Below are 18359 nucleotides of genomic sequence, written 5' to 3'. Positions count from 1 at the left end.
AGCCGGCCCGGATGGCGGTCGCGCCGGCCTCAGGCCGCGTCGACCGCCAGCAGTTGATCCACGCGGGCGCGGTGCACGCCGTACACGGCCGGCAGCAGGGCCGACAGCTGTTCGTAATCCAGCGGCGCGCCCTGCCCCGCCTCGGCGAAGTGCCGGGCCACGCGGGCGACGGCGGCGGTCTCGGCCGCGTCGGGCGCGGGTGCCGCGCTGGAAGCGGCCTCCAGCCGCTGGCCCAGCACCTGACGCACCTGGCCCAGCTGCTGCTGCGCCTGTACCACGCGGGTCAGGCTGGCGCGCTGGGCGTCGGCACCATCCACCTGCCAGCCGGCAGGCTGCATGGCGTCGGGCCGGGCATCCAGCGCGGCGCGCACGAGCTGGCCACTGGGGAATCGGCGGCCGTCGCCGCGCAGTTGCAGGCCGTCGCGCAGGACGGGCCAGCGGGTCTCGGCCACAGCCAGCACCACACCGCCGTCGGCCTGCACGCGGGTCTGCACGCCCAGGCCGGCCAGCCCCTGGGTGACAGCGCGCAGATGACTGTCCAGCCCCTGACCGTCGAGATGGATGCTGAGCGCGCGGCCCTGTCCGGGCAGGGTCAGGCGCAGCGTCTCGGCCCCGGCGGCGGCGAGGCTGTTGCTGTCCAGCCCACGCAGGCTGAACTCGCGCTGCGGCTCGCGGCCCTCGGGCACGGCCTGCATGCGGGCGTCGATCTGGCCCGCCGCCTCGGTCTGGCGGGCCTGCCAGAGGCGGGCGATGCCGTCCACGCGGGCCTGCAGGTCCAGCGCGGTGGCCGGCAGCCCGCGTGCCAGCGTCAGGCTCAGGCCGCTCTTGAGCTGCTGCAGGGAAGCGTCCAGCTTCTGCGCGTAGGCCAGGCCCTGTTGCAGCGCGCCGAGGCGCTGCTGGGCACCCGGCTCGCGCGCGGCTTCGCCGGATGCCGCGGGACGCAGCGGCTGCGCGGCGGCCGGCGCAGGCGCTGGTGCGAGCGCGCGCGGCGCCGTGGCGACAGGCAGCAGCGCCTTGCCGGAGGAGGCACGCCCGGCGGCTCGGGTCGGCTGGTTCTGGAGAGCTGGAATGGCCGGCAGTGCAGGCATCAGAGCACGTCGAACAGGCTCAGGTTGCTGACGCGGGCGTAGGCCTTCTGCGTAGCCTGCACGGCCAGCTCATAGCTGTTCAGCTGGATGGCAGCCTCGGCATAGTCCACCTTGCCCAGGGCCAGCGTGGCTTCCTTGTTGGACAGGCTGACCGCGGCGTGGTTGTCGTCAAGCGTGTTGATGACGTTCTGTCGCCCCCCTTGCTGGGCGATCTGGCTGCTGAGGAAGTTCAGCAGGCCGTCGGCAGCGTCAATCTGGCCACTGGCCGTGGCGCTCGTGTAGGTGCCGCTGCTGAAGGCCGTTATAGCGGCCTGCAGGTCATTCAGGAAAGTATCCAGCGGGTAGTCGCTCAGCGCCACGTTGGCGGCGACGGTCACGCCGTCGCCAACGGCCACCTGCTGGGTCTGGTTGTCGACGCCAGTGCCGAAGCCATAGACACCTGCCGTCAGCGTGAGCGTGGGCGCGCCCGACGCCGTGCCCGAGAACATGTACTGCCCCTCGGCATTGCGTGTATTGGCGCTGTAGAACAGGCTGTCGCGCAACGACTCCAGGGAGGTTGCCATGGCCTTCACGTCCTCCGGCGTGGAGGAGCCGTCTGCCGCCCAGACCATCAGGTCGCGCACCATCATCAGGTCCTCCTGCATGCTGGTCAGCGTGGTCTCGTTGTTCTGCAGCCGGGTGGTCAGCGCCGTGATGTTGCTGCGGTACTGGCTCAGCGCCGCCTCCTCGCGTGACAGGCGTGCCAGTCGCACGGTGGCGATGGTGTCGTCCGATGGCTTGAGGATGCGGCTGCCTGAGGCCATCTGGCTCATCACCTTGGTCAGGCCGGCGTTGGCCGTCTGCAAGGCGGTGTTCATGGTCTGGCTGTACTGGCTGGTGGCGATGCGCATGATGGCTCCGAGGGATCGCGGGCTTAGAAGGCGGCGAGCGTGCTGTCGAACAGCTTGCCGGCTGCGGCGATGACCTTCATGTTGGCCTGGTACATCTGTTGGTACTGCATCAGGTTGATCGCCTCCTCGTCGGTGTTGACACCGCTGGTAGAGGCCCAGTTGGCCTGGGACTGGTCGCGCACGGTCTGGGCGGTGGTCTGGGCTGCCTGGTTCTGCTGGCTGCGCACACCCAGCGTGCCAACGAGCTGGGTGTAAATGTCACCCAGCACCGTCTGCACCGGCGGGACGGCGGGAGGCAAAGCATTGCCCTGCGCGTCGAACTGGGTCAGGGTGATCTTGCTGTCCTTCAGCTTGATCAGCTCGCTCAGGTTGCCGCCACCACCGGCACCCTCGCCCGCCGCGGCGAACGCGAGCGTCCCGGCGGTGATGGTGGTGGAGAGCTCCAGCTGGCTGCCGTTGAGCACGAACAGCGGCGGCCCTCCGACCGCAGCCAGTTGGGTGTTGAACAGCGTGCCAATGCCCGCGGCCAGTTCCTTGACCGTGGTCTGCATGGGCTCAAGCACCTGCTTCTCGTAGTCGATGACGCCGCCAAGCTGGCCACCCAGGCCCTGGCTGGCAACGCCGAAGGTGGTGTTGGCGAAGCGCAGCTCCAGCTGACCATTGTTCTGGCTCATCACTGCGGCGTCGTTGCCCACGACCAGCGGCTGGCCATTGTTCAGAGAGACGTTGACCGTACCGTCGGCCTGGGCGACAACCTGTACTCCGACCAGGGAAGCCAGCGCGTCGATGCGCTGGTCGCGTGCATCCAGCAGGCCCGAGGTGTTCAGGCCACCGGCCTGGGCCGCGGCGATCTGGCGGTTCAGCAGCGCGATGTCGGTCGTGTAGCTGTTGATCTGGCTGACGGCCGCTCCGCGCTGGTCGTTCAACGCGTTGTGCTGCGTCGTGAAGAGCTGCTGCTGGCTGGCGATACGCTTGACCAGCGTGTCTGCGGAGGTGAGGACCTGGGAGCGCAGCGAGGCGGAGTCCGGTTGCACGCTGGCGGCGTTGAGTGACGCGAAGAAGCCGTCCAGGGCGTTGTTGATGTTGGCCGTGTCGTCCGACATCACCGACTCGAGCTGGTTCAGATAGGGTTGACCGGCGTCGTAGCGCCCCAGCTCGGAGGCCGCCTTCCACATCTGCAGCGACTTGTAGTTGTCGGCGAAGCGAATCAGCGAAGACACCTGCACGCCGTTGCCGGCCGCCGTCAGGCCGCCAGCAAGCGCCTGGCGCGACGTCAGCAGCACGCCCTGACGGGTGTAGCCCGGCGTGGCCGTATTGGCGATGTTCTGGCTGGTCGTGTTGAGCGCCGTCTGCGCTGCGATGGCGCCCGACAGGGCGTTGTGGATCATGCTCATGAGGGGTGCCTCGGGTCTGGGCCTACTTCTGTGAAGAAGGCGACGCGGCGGCGGCGGCACTTAAATCTGGTGCCGGAAGTAGCTGCTTGAGCAAAAGGTCGGCGATACCGAAGGCGCGCTGCACCGCCAGCGAATCAGCGACCAGGCCGTCGGCGAGATCGTTCATAGGCTCACTGGTTTTCTTCTTCAGTGGGCTGTCCTCGTCGGCCAGCTCGCGGGTGGCGGCGCGCATTTGCCCCAGCATCTGCTTGATGAACTGGGCTTCGAACTTGACGGCCGCGTCGGTGGCGCGCTGGCGCAACCTGGCATCGGCATCACTGGTCTGGGGCTGGACCTGAGACTGAAGGGCGTTGTCGAGCTTCATGTTCAGATCACCTGCAGTTCGCCGTCAATGGCACCGGCCTGGTCCAGCGCCTGCAGGATTGCCATGATGTCGTCGGGGTTCGCACCAATGCTGTTGATGGTGTCGACGATGGCCTGCAGGCTGGCGCCGGCCGGCCAGCGCAGCATGCGGCCATTGCCCTGGTCCACCGCCACGCGGGACTGAGGAACTACCTGGGTCTGGCCCTGGCCGAAGGCGTTGGGCTGGCTGACCTGGGGCCGTTCGCTGATGACCACCTTCAGCGCGCCGTGCGAGACCGCGGCGGGGCGCACGCGCACGCCCTCGGCGATGACGACCGTGCCGGTGCGGGAGTTGAACACCACCTTGGGCAGCGCGTTGCCTGCCTCGATGCCCAGGCCCTGCAGCTGGGCGATGAAGGCCACGCGCTGGGTGGGCTCGGGCGGCGCCTGTACCTCGACGCTGGTGGCGTCGCGGGTGCTGGCGATGTCGGCGCCGAAGCGCTGGTTGACGGCCTGCACGATGCGCGTGGCCGTCTCGAAACTGGGGCGCTTGAGGCTGAGCGTCACGCTGTTGCCGCTGGCGAGGTCGTTGTCGATCTCGCGCTCCACGGTGGCGCCGTTGGGAATGCGGCCCGTGGTGGGCGTGTTGACGGTAACGCTGGAGCCGCTCTGCCCTTGCGCCGACAGTCCACCGACCACCAGGTTGCCCTGGGCCAGCGCGTAGACCTCGCCATCGGCCGCCTGCAGCTGCGTCAGCAGCAGCACGCCGCCGCGCAGGCTCTTGGCGTCCCCCAGCGACGAGACAGTCACGTCGATGGTCTGGCCGCGCCGGTAGCCGCTCGGGAAGCTGGCGCTGATCATCACGGTGGCGACGTTCTTGGACTTGGGGTCCACGTTGGGCGCCTGCTTGATGCCGAACTGCTTGAGCAGGTTGTTGACAGACTGGCCCGAGAACTTGACCTGCGTGCTGTCGCCACTGCCGTTCAGGCCCACCACCAGGCCGTAGCCCAGCAACTGGTTCTCGCGCATGCCCTCAACGTGCACCAGCTGGCCCAATGCCTGGGCGGCCTGCACGGCAGGGGCCAGCAGCGCCAACAGCAGCGCGGCGGCCGCCGATGCGAAGAATTGCTTCATGGATCCGGTCCTCAGAAGGGCATCAGCGGGTTGACGAACCAGCGCGTCAGCCAGCCCGGCGTATTCGCGTTCGCCAGGTCGCCCTGGCCTGCATAGGCGATGCGGGCGTTGGCGATGCGCTGGGACGAGACGCGGTTGTCGCTGTCAACGTCGGAGGCGCGCACATAGCCACCCAGGCGGATCAGTTCTTCGCCTTGATTGATGTAGAGGCTCTTCTCACCCTGCACCTTCAGCAGGCCGTTGGGCAACACCTCGCCGACGACCACCGTGATGGCGCCGCTGAGCGTGTTCTGCTGGCTGCTGGCTGCACTGCCACTGAAGTCACGCCCGCTGCCGATGCTGCCGCTGCTGCCGATGTTGCGAATGCCCATGGCGAAGTCGGCGCTGCTCTGCTTGCCCAGCGTGGTGTCGGCCTTCTTGCTTGCCTGTGTGGTCTCCTGCAGCACCACGGTCAGCACGTCGCCAGGACGGAAGGCACGCGTGTCCGACGTCAGCGGCGTGGCGCGCTCGGCCACGAAAACACCGCCCGCCCGCGCCCGCGCCGGAGCGGCCGCTGGCATGGCACCCGTCAGGGCCGGCGGCTCCGCACTGGGCAACGGTGCAGGCTGGAACGCCGAGCAGCCGCCGAGCACCAACAAAGCCAACAGGACCGGGGCAAGCAGCAGCTTCATCTCAGCGCACCGCCTGCGCCAGGGTCTGCAGCATGTTGTCTGCCGCGGACAGCACCTTGGTGTTCATCTCGTAGGTGCGCTGCGCAGCGATCATGTCGACCATCTCCTCGACCACCTGCACGTTGGAACCTTCCAGCGCGCCCTGCTTGATCTTGCCCAGGCCGTCCGCACCCGGCACGCCTTCGGCGGGAGCCCCGCTGGCGCTGGTTTCCTGATACAGGTTGTCGCCCAGCGCGAGCAGGCCGGTTGGATTGATGAAGTTGGTGAGGCGCAGCTGTCCCAGCTCAGTCGGCGCGGCAGCGCCCGCCAGCGTTGCCGTGACGGTACCGTTCTCGCTGATCGTCAGCGCCGTCGCATTCGCCGGCACGGTGATCTCGGGCTGCAGCACCAGGCCTTGCGCGTTGGTCAGTTGGCCGTTGGTATTGACCTGGAGCTGGCCGGCGCGTGTGTACGCGGCGCGGCCGTTGGGACCGGCGACCTGCAGGAAACCCTGACCCACGATGGCCACGTCCAGGCTCTGGCCGGTGGTCTGCAGGCTGCCGTTGGTGAACACCTTCTGCGTGCCCACCATGCGCGTGCCGTTGCCGAGCTGAACGCCGGCCGGCGCGGCATTGCCATCGTCGCCCTGCGCGCCGGGCTGGCGCTCGACCTGGTAGAACAGGTCCTCAAACATCACGCGGTCGCGCTTGAAGCCGACGGTGTTGACGTTGGCGAGGTTGTTGGCAATGGCCTGCAGCTTGGCGTCTTGCGCCTGCACGCCGGTCTTGCTGATCCACATGGCGGGATTCATCGTGGGACTCCTTGGGTGAGTTATTCGCGGATGAGGCGATTGCCGGCCTCGGCCATGCCGTCTGCGGATTTGAACAAGCGCATCTGGATTTCGAAGTCGCGCGACAGGCTCATGGTCGTGACCATTTCCTCGACTGCGGACACATTGCTGCCTTCGAGACGCCCGTTGGCCACGCGCACGGTCTGGTCGGCATCCAGCGGCGCGCCGTCGCGAGCCACCAGCAGGCCTTGGTCATCCTTGCGCAGCTGGCTGAAATCGGGCTTGACCAGCTTGAGCCGATCCACGGCTTGCAGCTCCGCCGCGTCGCCGCTGCGCACCGAGATGACACCGTCGGCACTGACTTCCAGCTTCGCGTACGGCGGCAGCGTGATGGGGCCGCCCTCGCCAAGAACGGGGCGTTGGCCCAGCAGCAGGCGACCATCGGCGTCCAGCGTGAAGCCGCCTGCACGCGTGTAGGCCTCGCCGGTGGTGCCGCCCTGCTCCGTCTGCACGGCAAAGAGGCCGGGGCCCTGGATGGCGACATCGAGTTCGCGGCCCGTCTCGCGCTGGCCTCCTTCACGGGCGCTGACGGCGTCGCTGGCCAGCAGGTTGAGGTGGCGTGCGGCATAGCCGGCGCCGTCCACCGCACGGGCGCTGGACACCTCCAGGTTGGCACGGAAGCCCGCCGTATCGGCGTTCGCCAGGTTGTTGGCGTGCACCTGTTGAGCGCGCAGCACCCGCTCGGCGCCGCTCATGGCGGTGTAGATCAAGGCATCCATGGCTCAGCCGCCTCAGATGGCCTGCATCAGGGACTGCATCATCTGGCTCTCGGTCGAGATGACCTTGGTGTTGGCTTGGTAGTTGCGCTGGGCAGACATCAGGTCCACGAGCTGGCTGGTGACGTCGACGTTGGACTGCTCCACCGCACCGACGGACAACGTGCCGGTCATGGACGTGCCGGGACGGGCATACAGCGCGGTGCCGCTGTCCGGTGTGGCCTTCCAGCTGGTATCGCTGATAGCCTGCAGCGCGTAGGGATTGGCGAAGTTGGCCAGCGCCACGGTGCCCAGCGTTTGCTGCTTGCCATTGCTGTAGGTGGCGATGACGCTACCGTCCTGAGCCAGGCTGGTTCCGGTCAGCGTGCCGGCGGCATTGCCGTTGGCGGCGTTGGTCAGCGTCGTGGTGTCGCCAGCGTACTGCGTCGTCCCCTTGTAGTCGACGACCAGGTTGATCGGGTCGACACCAGTCGGCGTGAACGCGAGGGTGTTGGTCGGCGCGCTCGAGAGCGTGCCGTCGGTATTGAACGTCATCGGGAAGCCCGCTGCCGCCGGCACGCTGCCGTCGAAGCTGTAGTAGACGCTGACGGCGTTGCCGCCGGTCTTCACGAAGTACTGGCTCAGCGCGTGCTTGGCACCCTGCGAGTCGTAGACCACCGAGGTGACCGAGCTGTTGTAGCTCGTCGCGTCGGTCATGTCGAAGGGCGTGGTGGCCGGAACGCTCCAGTCCGCCGACAGGTTGCCGTTCAGGTTGAGCTTGTCGCTAGCGACGGCACCGACCTGGGTGCTGCCGACGCGCAAGTCGCCAAAGGCGCCAAGGCCCGCGCCTGCGACCGGCTGGCCGTTGGCGTCAAGCACGGCGTTGTTGCCCTGCAGCTTGCGGCCCAGCGTGTCGACCACGTAGCCGTCCTTGTCCACGTTGAACAAGCCCACCCGGGTGAACAGGGTTTCGCCAGCGGCATCGCGCACGGCGAAGAACCCGCTGCCCTGGATCATCGCGTCCATGCCGCCGCCTGTGTTCAGCGCGCCGCCAGACATGCCCATGCTCTGCGACACCGACGACACCTCGGCGCCGTTGGCGTGCGTACCGGCATACATGGCCGAGAAGTTGGCACGGCTGCTCTTGTAGCCATAGGTGCCGGTGTTGGCGATGTTGTGGCTGATGGTCTCCAGCGAACCGTTGACCGCGGCAATGCCCGAACGTGCGATTTCAAAACTCATGATGGGATCCTTGTCGCTTCTTGGGGGGTGGGGTTAGTGGGTCTCGGTCGCATCGGCGACCAAGCCCTTGAACTGGGTGATGAGGCGCGAGTTGAATTCGCCCAGGCCGCCGAGCTGCACCATGGCGCTTCCGTCGCTGCCCAGGCGCACGCCGCTGATGCGGCCGACGACTTCCGGCGTGACGCTTTGCTTGGATTCGTTCAGCACCGCGATGGAGTAGCTGCCTTCGGCCAGGCCGAGGGCCTTTGGATCCAGCGTGTAGCCATGGCTGCCGACGCCCAGCTGACCGAGGTCGATCTCACGCTTGCGGCCGACGGAGTCGGTCAGCTGCAGCGTTGCCGGCGAGGCGGTGTTCTCCAGCGTGAACACCAGCTCGACGGGGCTGTCTTTCAGCGTCAACTGGCCGGCACTGACATGCACCGTGCTGCCCACCTGGCTGCCCAGGTTCAGCATCTGCAGGCTGGAGAGGATGCTGTTGTTGTAGGCCGTCTGCGTGGTCAAGGCCTGCAGTGACTCGACCTGGCTGAGCTGCGACAGCTGGTTGACGAACTGGCTGGCGTCGGTGGGCTCCAGCGGGTCCTGATACTGGATCTGCGCGACCAGCAGCTTCGTGAACAGCTGCGAGATCTCGGCTGCGCCACCATTGGCGGCCACGGCATTGCTGCCGGCGGCCGTACCCGTGGTGCTACCGTTGGTGGAATTGACGGTGCTCATGTTCAGGACTCCCCGAGGCGCAGCAGGGCCTGCTGCATGGACTTGATCCGGCCCAGCACCTCGACGTTGGTCTCGAAGGCGCGCGAGGCGGACAGCATGTCGGTCATTTCGGCGACCGGATTGACGTTGGGATAGAAGACCTCGCCGTTCTCGTTGGCCAGCGGGTTCTCCGGTTCGTAGACGCGGCGCAGCGGCTCGTCGCTCTCCACCACGTCCAGCACCTGCACGCGGTTGCCGGCGAGCTGCTCGCCGGCCGAGCCGCCGCTGACGGGCAGCGCCGCAAACACGGGCTTCTTGGCGCGATAGGCGCCGTCCTCGCTGCCGGCTGCGGACTGCGCATTGGCCAGGTTGCTGGCGATGGTGTTGAGCCGCGTGGTCTGGGCCGCCATGGCCGAGCCCGCGATCTGGCTGATCTGCTTGAAGGACATCTCTGCGCTCCTGTGCTGGCTTACTGCCCGTTGATGGCCTTGGCCAAGCCCCTGAGCTTCATGTTCAGGAAGGTGAGGCTGGCGCCGAAGTCCTGGGCGTTCTGCGCGAACGCAGCCTGTTCCACACCCAGCTCCACGGTGTTGCCATCCTGTGCCGCATGGAAGGGCACGCGGTACTGCAACTCGCCAGCATCAGTGTCGGTCAGCAAACCGTCTCCGCCCTCGTTGAGCTGGCGCAAGGTCGCGGCAAAATCCACATCACGGGCCTGGTAGCCAGGCGTGTTTTCGTTCGCGATGTTCGAGGCCAGCACCTTGGTGCGCTCAGCACGCAGGCGCAGGGCGTCGGCGTGCTGGCCCATGGCCTTGCTGAAATCAATGCTCATGCTTCGCTCTCCAAGAAATCTGTTGTGGGGCCTGCTGGCCCTGCCCGTGCTGACGCTGGCTGCGGGCCTGGAGGCCCAAGTGCAGGACGCGGCTCGCCGCGCCGTGCTGGAAGCCGCCGACCGCGAGGGCTGGGTGGCCCCCGAACTGCAGTTCGCACCGCAAGCCACCCGGCCTGCTCCTGCGTGTAACGGCGGCTGGGACGTCACGGTGCAAGACGCGCGCAGCCTGTCGCGGCTGCGTCTGGCAGCGCGCTGCCCCGGCAGCCCGGCCGTACCCGCGCAGAGCTTCGTGCTGCGCGCAAGCCTCAGCGCCGAGGTGCTGGTGGCTCGCCAGGCTGTGGCCGTCGGCCAGGCGCTGGCCGATGGTGACGTCGAACTGCAGCGCCGCGACATCAGCCAGACCAGCGATGCGCTGGGCCGGCTGGAAGACGTGCTGGGCCAGGCTCCGCGCAGCAGCCTGCGGCCGGGCCAGATCCTGCAAAAGCGCCAGCTCGCTCCGGCTCAACTGGTGCGCCGCGGCGAGCGCGTTCGCATCGTTGCGCACAGCGAGGGCATCGAGGTCCAAGGCGCCGGCGAAGCCCTGGATGCCGGCGCGCGTGACGCCGTGATCCGCGTGCGCAACAGCGCCAGCGGCCGCGTCATCTCGGCGCGCGTGCTGGACGCTGGCCTGGTGGAACCCGTGCGCTGACATCAACGCCTCCCCTTGCCGATCTGCGCTGCCACTCGGGCCAGCTTGTCGGCGTAGGCCGGGTCGGTGGCATAGCCACCCTGCTGCAGCGCGCGGCCATAGGCCAGCGCGTCGCTACCGGTGCCCAGGGCAGCCTGGTAGCGCGGGCTGCCGCTAAGCAACTGCGAGAAATCGCGGAAGGCGCTGCCGGCGTCAGCATAGGCACGGAAGCCCGCGCGCTGCGACTGCGCCACGCCGCCCTCATATTCGGTGGTCTGCACCTCGGCCACATCGCCGCGCCAGGCCGGCGTAGCCTTCAACGCAAACAGGTTGTGGCTGTCGGTGCCGGATTCGGTGCGGATGGGGCGCTGGCCCCAGCCGGACTCCAGCGCTGCGTGCGCGGACAGCACCTCGGGCGCAACACCCAGCGCGCGGCTTGCCTCCTCGGCCAGCGGCGCGATGTGATCCAGCCAAGCTTGTTGCTCGGCGGAAGGCGCCTCCACGGCTGCGGTCTGCATGCGATGCACCTGCGCTTCGGGGCTGAGGGCGCCGGCCGCGTCACCGCGCTCAATGAAGTTGTTGACCTCGGCGTTGAGCTGACGGTAGAGATCGCCAAACCCGGCGGCAGCGCCCGCGCCGCCATTGGCGCGCGGCGCCTCCTGCAACGCCGGGAAGCCGTCAGCTCCACCGATGCGGAAATCAGGACTCAGCATAGAGCCCCTCCTCCACGCCCATCACGCGGCGCATCAGCGCCTGCTGTTCCGTGATGAGCTGGCAGTTGCGCTGGTTCAGCGCCTTGCATTCGCGCACCTGCTCCTCCAGCGCAGTCCAGATGTCGCCGAGAGCCTGCGAGGCCGTGCTCGGCAAGCGCTGCAGCAGGCGGCTCATGCTTGGCTCGCCCTGCGAACCCAGCAACTTGCGCAGCAACAGGGCACGCTGGCGGGTATGGGCATCCAGCTCGTCCACCAGCGCGACGATCTCGTCAGCCAGCCGCTGCAGTGGCTCCGCTTGGTGGCGCAGCGCCGCCTGGAACTGGGCCTCCAGCAGATCACGCAGCCGCGCGTAGGCCGACCGGTCGGCCTGCAGGTCGCGCAGCAGCGCTGCCAGCGCCTCGGTGCTCTTGCCTTTCACTGGCCAGCTCCGTGGAACCGCTGGATCAGGCGGGCCAGGCGATCGGCGTCGAAGCCGATCTCGCCACGCGCCAACGCCTCGCGCAGCGCGTCGACCTTGGCCTGGTCGATCTCGGGCAGCGCGGCCAGCGCCTCCTGGGCCGGGCCCAACACGCGCGACTCCAGCCCGGCATTGGCCGTGCCCAGCACCGCGGGCGCACCGCCGCCGGTCTTCGCAATGTCCAGCTGCTCGTTGCGGGCTGTGGGCTTGTCCACGGCATGGCCGTTGTTCGCGACGATCTTCATTCGGTCACCTCGTGTCTTGGTTCGCATGGCCGCTCACTCCTTCTCGCCGGGCAGCGCCCGGCGCAGCTCGCGCGCGGCTTCGGCGGACTCGGCGCTCAGCGCGGCCAGGCCCTGCCCACCCGATGCGCCCGGCGCCAGCGGCACGCTCTGCGGCGGCGCGCCGAACATCTGCGAAAGCTGCTGGGTCTGGCGTGGGGTCAGGATCATCAGTTCAATGCGCCGGTTCACCGCCGCGTAGCGGTCGTCCGGGTCCAGCGGTGCGCTGTCGGCCATGCCGCTGACCTGCATGACGCTGCTCTCGGGCATGCCGCCCTCCAGCAGATGCAGCCGGGCCGACATCGCGCGGTGGGTGGACAGCGCCCAGTTGGAGAAAGCGCTGGGGCCGCGGTCTACGTACTGGGACGCATCGGTGTGGCCCACGATGAGCAATTGGTTGCGCATCTGCGCGAACACCGGCCCGAGCTTCTGCAGCAGGGCCTTAAAGCGCGGCGACGGCGAGGCGCTGCCGCGCTCGAACATACCGCTGGAATCGGTGTCGTGCAGCATCACGCGCAGCCCCTGCGGCGTGACCGCCATGCGCAGGTTGCCGCCCAGGCCCTCTTCGGAGCTGACGCGCTCGATGACACGGGCCAGCGCGGCCATCTCGGCCGGACGCTCGTAGGTGGCGCGGCTGCCCGGCGCGACGGGGCCGGGGCTGTCGGGCGCCTTGTGGCTGTAGCTCGACTGGCCCTGGGCGGGCGCCTCGCCATAGGCCGGCACCGGGTGGCGGTCGATCAGGCTGCCACGCGAGCCCGAAGCCAGCGAATTCGTCATGCCGTTGCCATCGTCCAGCATGTTGGCGCCGGCGCTCTTGAGCACCACCTGCATGCGATCCGCATTGCGCGAGGCCAGCAGCCACATCACCAGGAACAGGCACAGCAGCGCCAGGCAAAAGTCGGCGAAGGCGACCTTCCAGGCGCCGCCGTGTGCTTCGTCGTGAGCCTTGCGCGAGACGCGCTTGACGACGGTGGGGTGGTGCTGCCCGTCCGAACGGCCGGGCTTGCCGTTAGGCTGCACTGCGCTCTCCCGACATGCGGTCGCCCGCGCGGCGGCGCGGCTCGTCATCCGGCTCGGCCGGGTCGTTGAGCTTGTTGATCCAGCCCTCCAGCAACGCGAAGCTGGGCTTGATGTTGAGCTGCACCAGGCGGCGGCCGGCGTCGATGGCCAGCAGCGGCGGCTTGCCGGCAACGTGCGTGACCAGCACCACCTTGACGGACTCCAGCGCAGCCATCTCCTCGTTGACCACCTGCTTCATCATGTTGGCCAGCGGATCGAAGAGGCCGTAGCAGAACAGGATGCCGATGAAGGTGCCGACCATGGCCGCTGCCACCATCAGCGCGATCTCGCCGGTGCCGGCACCTTCGGCCACCGAGCTCATCGCGGTCACGATGCCCAGCACCGCGGCCAGGATGCCGAAGCCGGGCATGGCCTCGGCGATCTTGCCCAGCGAGCGGGCCGGCTGGCTCATCTCCTCATGGATGGCCTCCAGCTCCTGCTCCAGCACGCCTTCCAGCTCGTGGGCGTTGATCTTTCCCATGGCCATCAGGCGGAAGTTGTCGACGATGAAGTGCAGCAGCTTGGGCTCGTCCAGGATCAGCGGGTAGCGCTTGAACAGCGCGCTCTCTTCGGGGGCCTCGACGTGAGCGTCCAGCGCCTTCAAGCCACCGGCTGCCGTCTGCAGCAGCTCGTACATCAGCAGCAGCAGCTGGCGCTGGAATTCCTCGCCGTCCTTCTTGCGGCCGACCACCTTCTTCAGCTGCAGCAACATCTCGGACAGCACGTGCTTGGGATTCCCCAGCAGGATGGCACCGAAGCCCGCGCCCAGGATGATCAGCAGCTCGATGGGCTGCCAGATCACGGCCATGTTGCCGCCGTGGATCAGGAAGCCGCCGAAGACGCACCCGATGACGATGATGATTCCGATAAAAGGCTGCATGGATTTCGTCCTCGGCTTCAGGCCTGCTGCAGGAAGGCTTTCATCTTCCCGAGCGCCGCCTTGTTGATCTGGGAAACGCGCGCCTCGGTGAGATCGAGCACGGCGGCGATCTCCTTCAGGCTGGCGTCGAATTCGTAATAGAGCTGGATGACCTTCTGCTCGCGCTCGTTGAGGCTTTGCAGCGCCTGGGTCAGCGAGCGCGTCACCATCAACTGGGCCTCAGGCGTGCGCGCATCGCTGGGCAGATTGCTCAGCTCGGCCACCATCTCGTCGAAGCTGGCCAGCTCCTCGGCCACCTCGTCCTGCTGGAAGGCCTGGTAGGCCTGCGGCGTGATCTTGAGGTTGGACAGGATCTCGGCCTCGGTCGGCTCGCGGCCCAGCTTGCGGGTCAGCGCGCGCAGAGCGTCGCGCAGCTTGTGGCTTTCCTGGCGCACCGAGCGCGGCCGCCAGTCCTGGCGGCGCAGCTCGTCGAGGATGGCACCGCGCACGCGCAACGCCGCGAAGGCGCCGAAGGCCTCGTCCGGCTGGCCGTAGCGGCGTAGCGCCTCCAGCAGACCCATCAGGCCGATCTGCTCCATGTCCTCGCGGTCCATCACGGCGCTGGCCTGGGTGCCGAGCTGACGCACGATGCGCTTGACCAGCGGCGCGTACTGGCGCAGCTGGGTGCGCTCGAAGTCCGGCCCCAGCAGGCTGGCGCCAGGCTGGGCGTACTCGGCGTAGGCGGCGGCGTGCATGGTCGTAGCCGTCACTCGATGATGAGCTTGCCGATCAGCGCCTCGGCGAACGGCGCCTCGCGCCGCTCGGCCGCGTAGCTGTCGCGGTAGGCCTTGTTCAGCACCTCGGCGAACTCAGGCACGGTCATGGTGCGCGCGCCCTCCAGCGTGTAGGCCGACAAGGCCTTCACCGCCACGGTGCGCAGCAGCGGCAGATGCTCCTTGGCGCGCTTCTCCTGCTCGGGCAGGGTCTTGAACACCACGTCCATCGCCAGGTAGTGCGGCACGCTGGCGCCTTCGTCGCTGCGCATCATCACCAGCACCTTCTCCAGCGTGACGTACTTGTAGTCCGGCGCGGGCTTGCCGTCATCGGCGGGGGCGGCGCTCTCGGCCTGTTCACCGCCCTGCGTGGCCCGGGCACCCAGGGTCCACCAAACGGCCCCGCCCGCAACGCCGGCGGCCAGCAGGCCTACCAGCGCGATCACGGCGATCAGTTTGAATTTCTGCTTCATGGTCTTGCTTCCGTTCGCTGGGCCCGCGTCAGGCCTTCATGGACGCGAAGTCGGCCGCGAAGCTGGCGGCCTCCCCGCCGTCCAGGCCGCGTCCCGGGCGACGCTGCTGCTGCTGCTCCTGGCGTTCCTGCTGCTGGCCGTCGCGCGCAGCCTGCTGCTGGGCACCGCCGCGGGCTTCCGCCTCGCGGCCGGCTGCGCTCTGCGCCACCACCTGCACGCTGACCTCGCCGACGTGGCGCTGCACCAGGCTCTGGCGCAGCGGCTCGCTGACCTGCTGGATCTGGCGCGTGACCTCCTCGTTGCTGGCGGCAATGCGCACCTGCAGATCGCCGGCCTGCTGGCGGATGGCGATCTCCACGCGGCCCAGCATGGGCGGCTCCAGCCGGATGACGGCCTGATCACTGCGCGCCGCGATCTGCAGCTGCAGCCGGTCACCCAGCGCCTGCAACAGCGGCTGCTGCCACTGCGTGGTGTCGCCCTTCAGCGCAACGGTGGGCAGAACCAGGGCCGGCGTCGCAACCGGGCGCAGCGGTGCGGCCGTGGGGGCGGCGGCGGGCAGCTCGGTGCCAGCGCTGCCGCGCTCGACCTTCTGCGGTGCAGCGCTCGTCGTCTCGTCCGATTCGGGCACGGGTTCTGCAGCCTTGACGGCGGCGATGGCCGGGGCCGCCGCCGCGGCCGTCTCGGCATCCGCTGCGGCCGGTGCCGACTGAGGCAGTGGCAAGTTTTGCGGCTGCACTGCCGGGGGCGGCCGGGAATCCCCGGGCACGGGCAGCGGCGCGAGCACGCCAGGCAGCACGGACTCTGCGGCCGGCGCGTCGACTTCGCCCGTGACGGCGGACGCCACTGTCTGCAGCGCAACCGGCGCCACAGGCGCCGCCGGCACGGGCAACAGACCCAACGCGGCCATCGCGAACGCGGATTGCGGGTCGAACGGCTCGGAGCCGTCCGCCGTGTCCGCGACGAGCGACGCTTCGGCCGGCTGCGCGGCGGGCGGCGTCGGGATGCTCAGCTGCGCATCGGCGTCCAGGCTGGCCACCAGTGCGGCGAAACCGTCATCCATGGTGGGCGCTGCGGTCTCGGCGGAGGCATCGGACACGCCCAGCGCGCCGCGCTGCGGGCGGGCCGTGGCGGCGGGCGTGGGCAGCAGGGCTGCGGTGTTCATGGCTGGTCCTCCAACTGCTGGCCGCCGTGGGCGGCATAGGCGCGCCAGCGCTCACGGCCCTCGCGCATCTGATTCAGGGTCTGCTCCAGCGACTGCATCTCATCGCGACAGAGCTGGCGGGCCTCGGCATGGGCCGCGCCCAGCGCCTGCAAGGCCTGGCGCTCCTGCTCACTGGGCGTGGCAGACGGCACCCAGTCGCGCAGCGCGGCTCCCAGGTCGAGGTCCAGACGCTGCAGCGCCCGCCAGTCGCGGTGGCGACCGGCCTGACGCAGGCCCTGGGCCAGGCGCAGCAGCTGCATGGCCTTATCCATGGCGGGCCTGCACGCCCTGCCAGCCGTCGCGGATCTGGCCCAGCAGGTTGCGGACCTCGTCGATGATGGCCACGTCGAGTTCAACGCCGGCGCGGTACAGGCGCTCGGCGCAGTAGTCGTAGAGGCGGGCGAGGTTGTTCACGACCTCGCCGCCCGCGTCCATGTCCAGTGCGCTGGACAGGCCGTTGATGATGCCGACGCACTTCTCCAAGCTGGCCGCCTTGAGCTCGAAGCGGCGAGCCTCGATGTGGCCGCGCGCACGCGCCAGCTCGTCGAGCAGGCCGTCCATCAGAACCAGCACCAGCTGCACCGGCGATGCCTGCGCGGTCTGGGCCTTCAGATTGACGGACTGGTAGCTTTGATAGGCGTCGTAGGTCATGACTACTTGGATGAGAAAAGGCTGTCCAGCAGCCCGGAGGTCTGGGACATCTGCTCCTGCATGGCCTGCAGGGCGGAGAACTGCTTCAGGTAGCGCTCGTACATTTGGTCGAAGCGCGCGTCGAGACGGGTCTGGCGGTCGTTCAGGGCACGCTGCTGCGTGGTGATGGCGTCCTGGCGCTTCTTCAGCAGACCGTTGGTGCTGCTGGTCCACTGTTCGGTGGCGTTGGCGAGGCTGCCCAGCAGGCCGCTGCGCGTGGTCAGCGTGGCCTTGCCGAGGAAGTCGTCCAGCGCCTCGGGGGTGCTGGCCAGGGCCTTGGAGAGCTTGGTGTCGTCCAGGCTGAGCTTGCCGGCGCGGTCCAGCGAGAAGCCCAGGTTGCGCAGGTTCACGCCACCGACGTCCTGGCGCAGCAGGCCGGCCAGGCGGTCACGCAGGGACTTCAGGCTGGAATCGCTGGCCAGCGGGCCGGCCGTGCTGCCCTCGCCGCCACTCTTGAGCAGGCTGTCCAGCGTGCTGCGCAGCGTGTTGTAGGCGTTGATGAAGCCGTTGATGTTGTCCTTGGTGGCGCTGGTGTCCTGCGCCACGGTCAGCGTCATGGGGGCACTGCCGGCAGCCTGGGCGGCCTTCAGCGTCAGCGTCACGCCGTCGATGGCGGTGATGGTGTTGCTGTTCTGCTCGATCTTCAGCCCGGTGCCCTGGGCACCCAGCCATACGACGGCGTTGCGGGCGGCGACCAGCTCCTTGGGCGGGGCATTCAGCACGGTGGCCAGGTCCGTGTCGACGCCGCTGTCGGCGCTGACGGTGATCTCGCCGTCGCTGCCGCCCACGCCGGAGCTGAACACCAGGCTGGACTTGCCGTTGACGGTGCTGACCATGGCGGTGACCTTGCCCGCGTTGCCACTGGCGCCGTTCACGGCGCGGGCAATCTCGGCATAGGACAGCGAACCGTTGCCATCCACGTCGGCCATGGCGAGGTCGACATCGAAGCTGTCGCCATTGCCCAGCGACAGCGTGATCTTGCCGGCGGCGTTGGCCGCCGCGGCCGGCAGGTCCTGGAACGCGATCTGCTGGTTGCTGGCCAGCTGTTCGACGAACAGCGAGTAGCTGCCCGGCGCGGCCTTGCTGCTCGCCGTGGCGCTGGCGACGGCGGCGTCGGACGGCGTCGCGCTCATCTTCAGCATGCTGCTGTTGCTGGAGACGGAGCTGAGGGAACTCAGCGAGATCTGGAAGTTCGACAGCGCGCTCTGCAGCTTGCTCAAGGCGCTGGAGGTGGTCGTCGCGGCGGTCTTCTGCGTGTCGATCAGCGACTGCGCGGCCGAGGTGTAGGCCTTGGCCAGCGAAGTGGCGGTGCTCGTCGGATCGTAGGTCGTGGTGGTCATCGGCTGCTCCTCAGGACGGGGATGGGACTACCACCG

General features: G+C 68.5%; 24 protein-coding genes. 1 reads left to right on the top strand and 23 read right to left on the bottom strand.

Features of this window, described 5'->3' with window-relative positions; translation table 11 throughout:
- Positions 1–29: 29 nt before the first annotated feature.
- From QM732_RS07030 to flgB, 12 genes are read right to left on the bottom strand one after another with little or no spacing between them, the layout of a single operon-like run.
- The gene (locus tag QM732_RS07030; protein WP_415655464.1) at positions 30–1088 is read right to left on the bottom strand and encodes a hypothetical protein; all 1059 of its coding nucleotides are present in this window, start codon (positions 1086–1088) and stop codon (positions 30–32) included.
- Positions 1088–1978: a flagellar hook-associated protein FlgL gene (gene flgL / locus QM732_RS07025; RefSeq protein WP_415655463.1), complete on the bottom strand. Its 891-nt coding sequence runs from the start codon at positions 1976–1978 to the stop codon at positions 1088–1090. Before flgL ends, QM732_RS07030 begins: the two co-directional genes overlap by 1 nt.
- Positions 1979–2001: 23 nt before the next feature.
- Positions 2002–3372, bottom strand: coding sequence for a flagellar hook-associated protein FlgK (gene flgK / locus QM732_RS07020; RefSeq protein ID WP_415655462.1), 1371 nt, complete (start codon positions 3370–3372; stop codon positions 2002–2004).
- Between the two features lie 22 nt (positions 3373–3394).
- Positions 3395–3736: a hypothetical protein gene (locus QM732_RS07015; RefSeq protein ID WP_415655461.1), complete on the bottom strand. Its 342-nt coding sequence runs from the start codon at positions 3734–3736 to the stop codon at positions 3395–3397.
- Positions 3737–3738: 2 nt separating this feature from the next.
- The gene (locus QM732_RS07010) at positions 3739–4848 is read right to left on the bottom strand and encodes a flagellar basal body P-ring protein FlgI (protein WP_415655460.1); all 1110 of its coding nucleotides are present in this window, start codon (positions 4846–4848) and stop codon (positions 3739–3741) included.
- Positions 4849–4859: 11 nt separating this feature from the next.
- Positions 4860–5519, bottom strand: coding sequence for a flagellar basal body L-ring protein FlgH (gene flgH, locus QM732_RS07005; protein WP_415655459.1), 660 nt, complete (start codon positions 5517–5519; stop codon positions 4860–4862).
- 1 nt (position 5520) lies between these two features.
- On the bottom strand, positions 5521–6309 hold the full coding sequence (gene flgG, locus QM732_RS07000; RefSeq protein ID WP_415655458.1) for a flagellar basal-body rod protein FlgG: 789 nt from the start codon (positions 6307–6309) through the stop codon (positions 5521–5523).
- A gap of 20 nt (positions 6310–6329) precedes the next feature.
- Positions 6330–7067, bottom strand: a complete 738-nt coding sequence (locus QM732_RS06995) for a flagellar basal body rod protein FlgF (RefSeq protein WP_415655457.1) — start codon at positions 7065–7067, stop codon at positions 6330–6332.
- A gap of 12 nt (positions 7068–7079) precedes the next feature.
- The gene (locus QM732_RS06990; protein ID WP_415655456.1) at positions 7080–8285 is read right to left on the bottom strand and encodes a flagellar hook protein FlgE; all 1206 of its coding nucleotides are present in this window, start codon (positions 8283–8285) and stop codon (positions 7080–7082) included.
- A 33-nt stretch (positions 8286–8318) separates the two neighbouring features.
- The gene (locus QM732_RS06985; protein WP_415655455.1) at positions 8319–8999 is read right to left on the bottom strand and encodes a flagellar hook capping FlgD N-terminal domain-containing protein; all 681 of its coding nucleotides are present in this window, start codon (positions 8997–8999) and stop codon (positions 8319–8321) included.
- 2 nt (positions 9000–9001) lie between these two features.
- Complete coding sequence (flgC, locus tag QM732_RS06980; RefSeq protein WP_415655454.1) at positions 9002–9427, bottom strand: flagellar basal body rod protein FlgC; 426 nt, start codon at positions 9425–9427, stop codon at positions 9002–9004.
- A gap of 20 nt (positions 9428–9447) precedes the next feature.
- Entirely contained in the window at positions 9448–9810 is a 363-nt protein-coding gene (flgB, locus tag QM732_RS06975; protein WP_415655453.1) for a flagellar basal body rod protein FlgB, read from the bottom strand.
- Between flgB and flgA the strand changes: the two genes are divergently transcribed.
- Positions 9809–10498: a flagellar basal body P-ring formation chaperone FlgA gene (gene flgA, locus QM732_RS06970; RefSeq protein WP_415655452.1), complete on the top strand. Its 690-nt coding sequence runs from the start codon at positions 9809–9811 to the stop codon at positions 10496–10498. The genes flgB and flgA overlap by 2 nt on opposite strands.
- Before the next feature lie 2 nt (positions 10499–10500).
- Here flgA and QM732_RS06965 read toward each other — a convergent pair whose 3' ends face one another.
- From QM732_RS06965 to fliD, 11 genes are read right to left on the bottom strand one after another with little or no spacing between them, the layout of a single operon-like run.
- The gene (locus QM732_RS06965; RefSeq protein WP_415655451.1) at positions 10501–11190 is read right to left on the bottom strand and encodes a glucosaminidase domain-containing protein; all 690 of its coding nucleotides are present in this window, start codon (positions 11188–11190) and stop codon (positions 10501–10503) included.
- Positions 11177–11608 carry a flagellar export chaperone FlgN gene (gene flgN, locus QM732_RS06960; RefSeq protein ID WP_415655450.1) on the bottom strand — a complete coding sequence of 144 codons (432 nt, stop codon included), beginning with the start codon at positions 11606–11608 and terminating at the stop codon, positions 11177–11179. The genes QM732_RS06965 and flgN overlap by 14 nt, the downstream gene beginning before the upstream one ends.
- Positions 11605–11892, bottom strand: coding sequence for a flagellar biosynthesis anti-sigma factor FlgM (gene flgM, locus QM732_RS06955; RefSeq protein WP_415655449.1), 288 nt, complete (start codon positions 11890–11892; stop codon positions 11605–11607). The genes flgN and flgM overlap by 4 nt, the downstream gene beginning before the upstream one ends.
- A gap of 33 nt (positions 11893–11925) precedes the next feature.
- On the bottom strand, positions 11926–12948 hold the full coding sequence (locus QM732_RS06950) for a flagellar motor protein MotB (RefSeq protein WP_415655448.1): 1023 nt from the start codon (positions 12946–12948) through the stop codon (positions 11926–11928).
- The gene (gene motA, locus QM732_RS06945) at positions 12938–13867 is read right to left on the bottom strand and encodes a flagellar motor stator protein MotA (protein WP_415655447.1); all 930 of its coding nucleotides are present in this window, start codon (positions 13865–13867) and stop codon (positions 12938–12940) included. The genes QM732_RS06950 and motA overlap by 11 nt, the downstream gene beginning before the upstream one ends.
- Positions 13868–13884: 17 nt before the next feature.
- Positions 13885–14616: a FliA/WhiG family RNA polymerase sigma factor gene (locus QM732_RS06940; protein WP_415655446.1), complete on the bottom strand. Its 732-nt coding sequence runs from the start codon at positions 14614–14616 to the stop codon at positions 13885–13887.
- Positions 14613–15092: a flagellar basal body protein gene (locus QM732_RS06935; RefSeq protein WP_415655445.1), complete on the bottom strand. Its 480-nt coding sequence runs from the start codon at positions 15090–15092 to the stop codon at positions 14613–14615. The genes QM732_RS06940 and QM732_RS06935 overlap by 4 nt, the downstream gene beginning before the upstream one ends.
- A 28-nt stretch (positions 15093–15120) precedes the next feature.
- Entirely contained in the window at positions 15121–16254 is a 1134-nt protein-coding gene (locus QM732_RS06930; protein ID WP_415655444.1) for a flagellar hook-length control protein FliK, read from the bottom strand.
- Positions 16251–16553, bottom strand: coding sequence for a hypothetical protein (locus tag QM732_RS06925; RefSeq protein ID WP_415655443.1), 303 nt, complete (start codon positions 16551–16553; stop codon positions 16251–16253). The genes QM732_RS06930 and QM732_RS06925 overlap by 4 nt, the downstream gene beginning before the upstream one ends.
- 4 nt (positions 16554–16557) lie before the next feature.
- Positions 16558–16944 carry a flagellar export chaperone FliS gene (gene fliS, locus QM732_RS06920; RefSeq protein ID WP_415655442.1) on the bottom strand — a complete coding sequence of 129 codons (387 nt, stop codon included), beginning with the start codon at positions 16942–16944 and terminating at the stop codon, positions 16558–16560.
- A gap of 2 nt (positions 16945–16946) precedes the next feature.
- On the bottom strand, positions 16947–18323 hold the full coding sequence (gene fliD, locus QM732_RS06915; RefSeq protein WP_415655441.1) for a flagellar filament capping protein FliD: 1377 nt from the start codon (positions 18321–18323) through the stop codon (positions 16947–16949).
- Positions 18324–18359: the final 36 nt, after the last annotated feature.

This window comes from Roseateles sp. (assembly GCF_047654805.1).
Classification (GTDB): domain Bacteria; phylum Pseudomonadota; class Gammaproteobacteria; order Burkholderiales; family Burkholderiaceae_C; genus Pelomonas.
Note: the sequence above shows the minus strand (reverse complement) of the source record. Positions and strands in the feature narration are given on the sequence as shown.

Coding starts and splice junctions, on each gene's coding strand:
- QM732_RS07030 (WP_415655464.1), bottom strand. CDS start 1,088: ATGCCTGCACTGCCGGCCATTCCAGCTCTCCAGAACCAGCCGACCCGA.
- flgL (WP_415655463.1), bottom strand. CDS start 1,978: ATGCGCATCGCCACCAGCCAGTACAGCCAGACCATGAACACCGCCTTG.
- flgK (WP_415655462.1), bottom strand. CDS start 3,372: ATGAGCATGATCCACAACGCCCTGTCGGGCGCCATCGCAGCGCAGACG.
- QM732_RS07015 (WP_415655461.1), bottom strand. CDS start 3,736: ATGAAGCTCGACAACGCCCTTCAGTCTCAGGTCCAGCCCCAGACCAGT.
- QM732_RS07010 (WP_415655460.1), bottom strand. CDS start 4,848: ATGAAGCAATTCTTCGCATCGGCGGCCGCCGCGCTGCTGTTGGCGCTG.
- flgH (WP_415655459.1), bottom strand. CDS start 5,519: ATGAAGCTGCTGCTTGCCCCGGTCCTGTTGGCTTTGTTGGTGCTCGGC.
- flgG (WP_415655458.1), bottom strand. CDS start 6,309: ATGAATCCCGCCATGTGGATCAGCAAGACCGGCGTGCAGGCGCAAGAC.
- QM732_RS06995 (WP_415655457.1), bottom strand. CDS start 7,067: ATGGATGCCTTGATCTACACCGCCATGAGCGGCGCCGAGCGGGTGCTG.
- QM732_RS06990 (WP_415655456.1), bottom strand. CDS start 8,285: ATGAGTTTTGAAATCGCACGTTCGGGCATTGCCGCGGTCAACGGTTCG.
- QM732_RS06985 (WP_415655455.1), bottom strand. CDS start 8,999: ATGAGCACCGTCAATTCCACCAACGGTAGCACCACGGGTACGGCCGCC.
- flgC (WP_415655454.1), bottom strand. CDS start 9,427: ATGTCCTTCAAGCAGATCAGCCAGATCGCGGGCTCGGCCATGGCGGCC.
- flgA (WP_415655452.1), top strand. CDS start 9,809: ATGCTTCGCTCTCCAAGAAATCTGTTGTGGGGCCTGCTGGCCCTGCCC.
- flgB (WP_415655453.1), bottom strand. CDS start 9,810: ATGAGCATTGATTTCAGCAAGGCCATGGGCCAGCACGCCGACGCCCTG.
- QM732_RS06965 (WP_415655451.1), bottom strand. CDS start 11,190: ATGCTGAGTCCTGATTTCCGCATCGGTGGAGCTGACGGCTTCCCGGCG.
- flgM (WP_415655449.1), bottom strand. CDS start 11,892: ATGAAGATCGTCGCGAACAACGGCCATGCCGTGGACAAGCCCACAGCC.
- motA (WP_415655447.1), bottom strand. CDS start 13,867: ATGCAGCCTTTTATCGGAATCATCATCGTCATCGGGTGCGTCTTCGGC.
- QM732_RS06935 (WP_415655445.1), bottom strand. CDS start 15,092: ATGAAGCAGAAATTCAAACTGATCGCCGTGATCGCGCTGGTAGGCCTG.
- QM732_RS06930 (WP_415655444.1), bottom strand. CDS start 16,254: ATGAACACCGCAGCCCTGCTGCCCACGCCCGCCGCCACGGCCCGCCCG.
- QM732_RS06925 (WP_415655443.1), bottom strand. CDS start 16,553: ATGCAGCTGCTGCGCCTGGCCCAGGGCCTGCGTCAGGCCGGTCGCCAC.
- fliS (WP_415655442.1), bottom strand. CDS start 16,944: ATGACCTACGACGCCTATCAAAGCTACCAGTCCGTCAATCTGAAGGCC.
- fliD (WP_415655441.1), bottom strand. CDS start 18,323: ATGACCACCACGACCTACGATCCGACGAGCACCGCCACTTCGCTGGCC.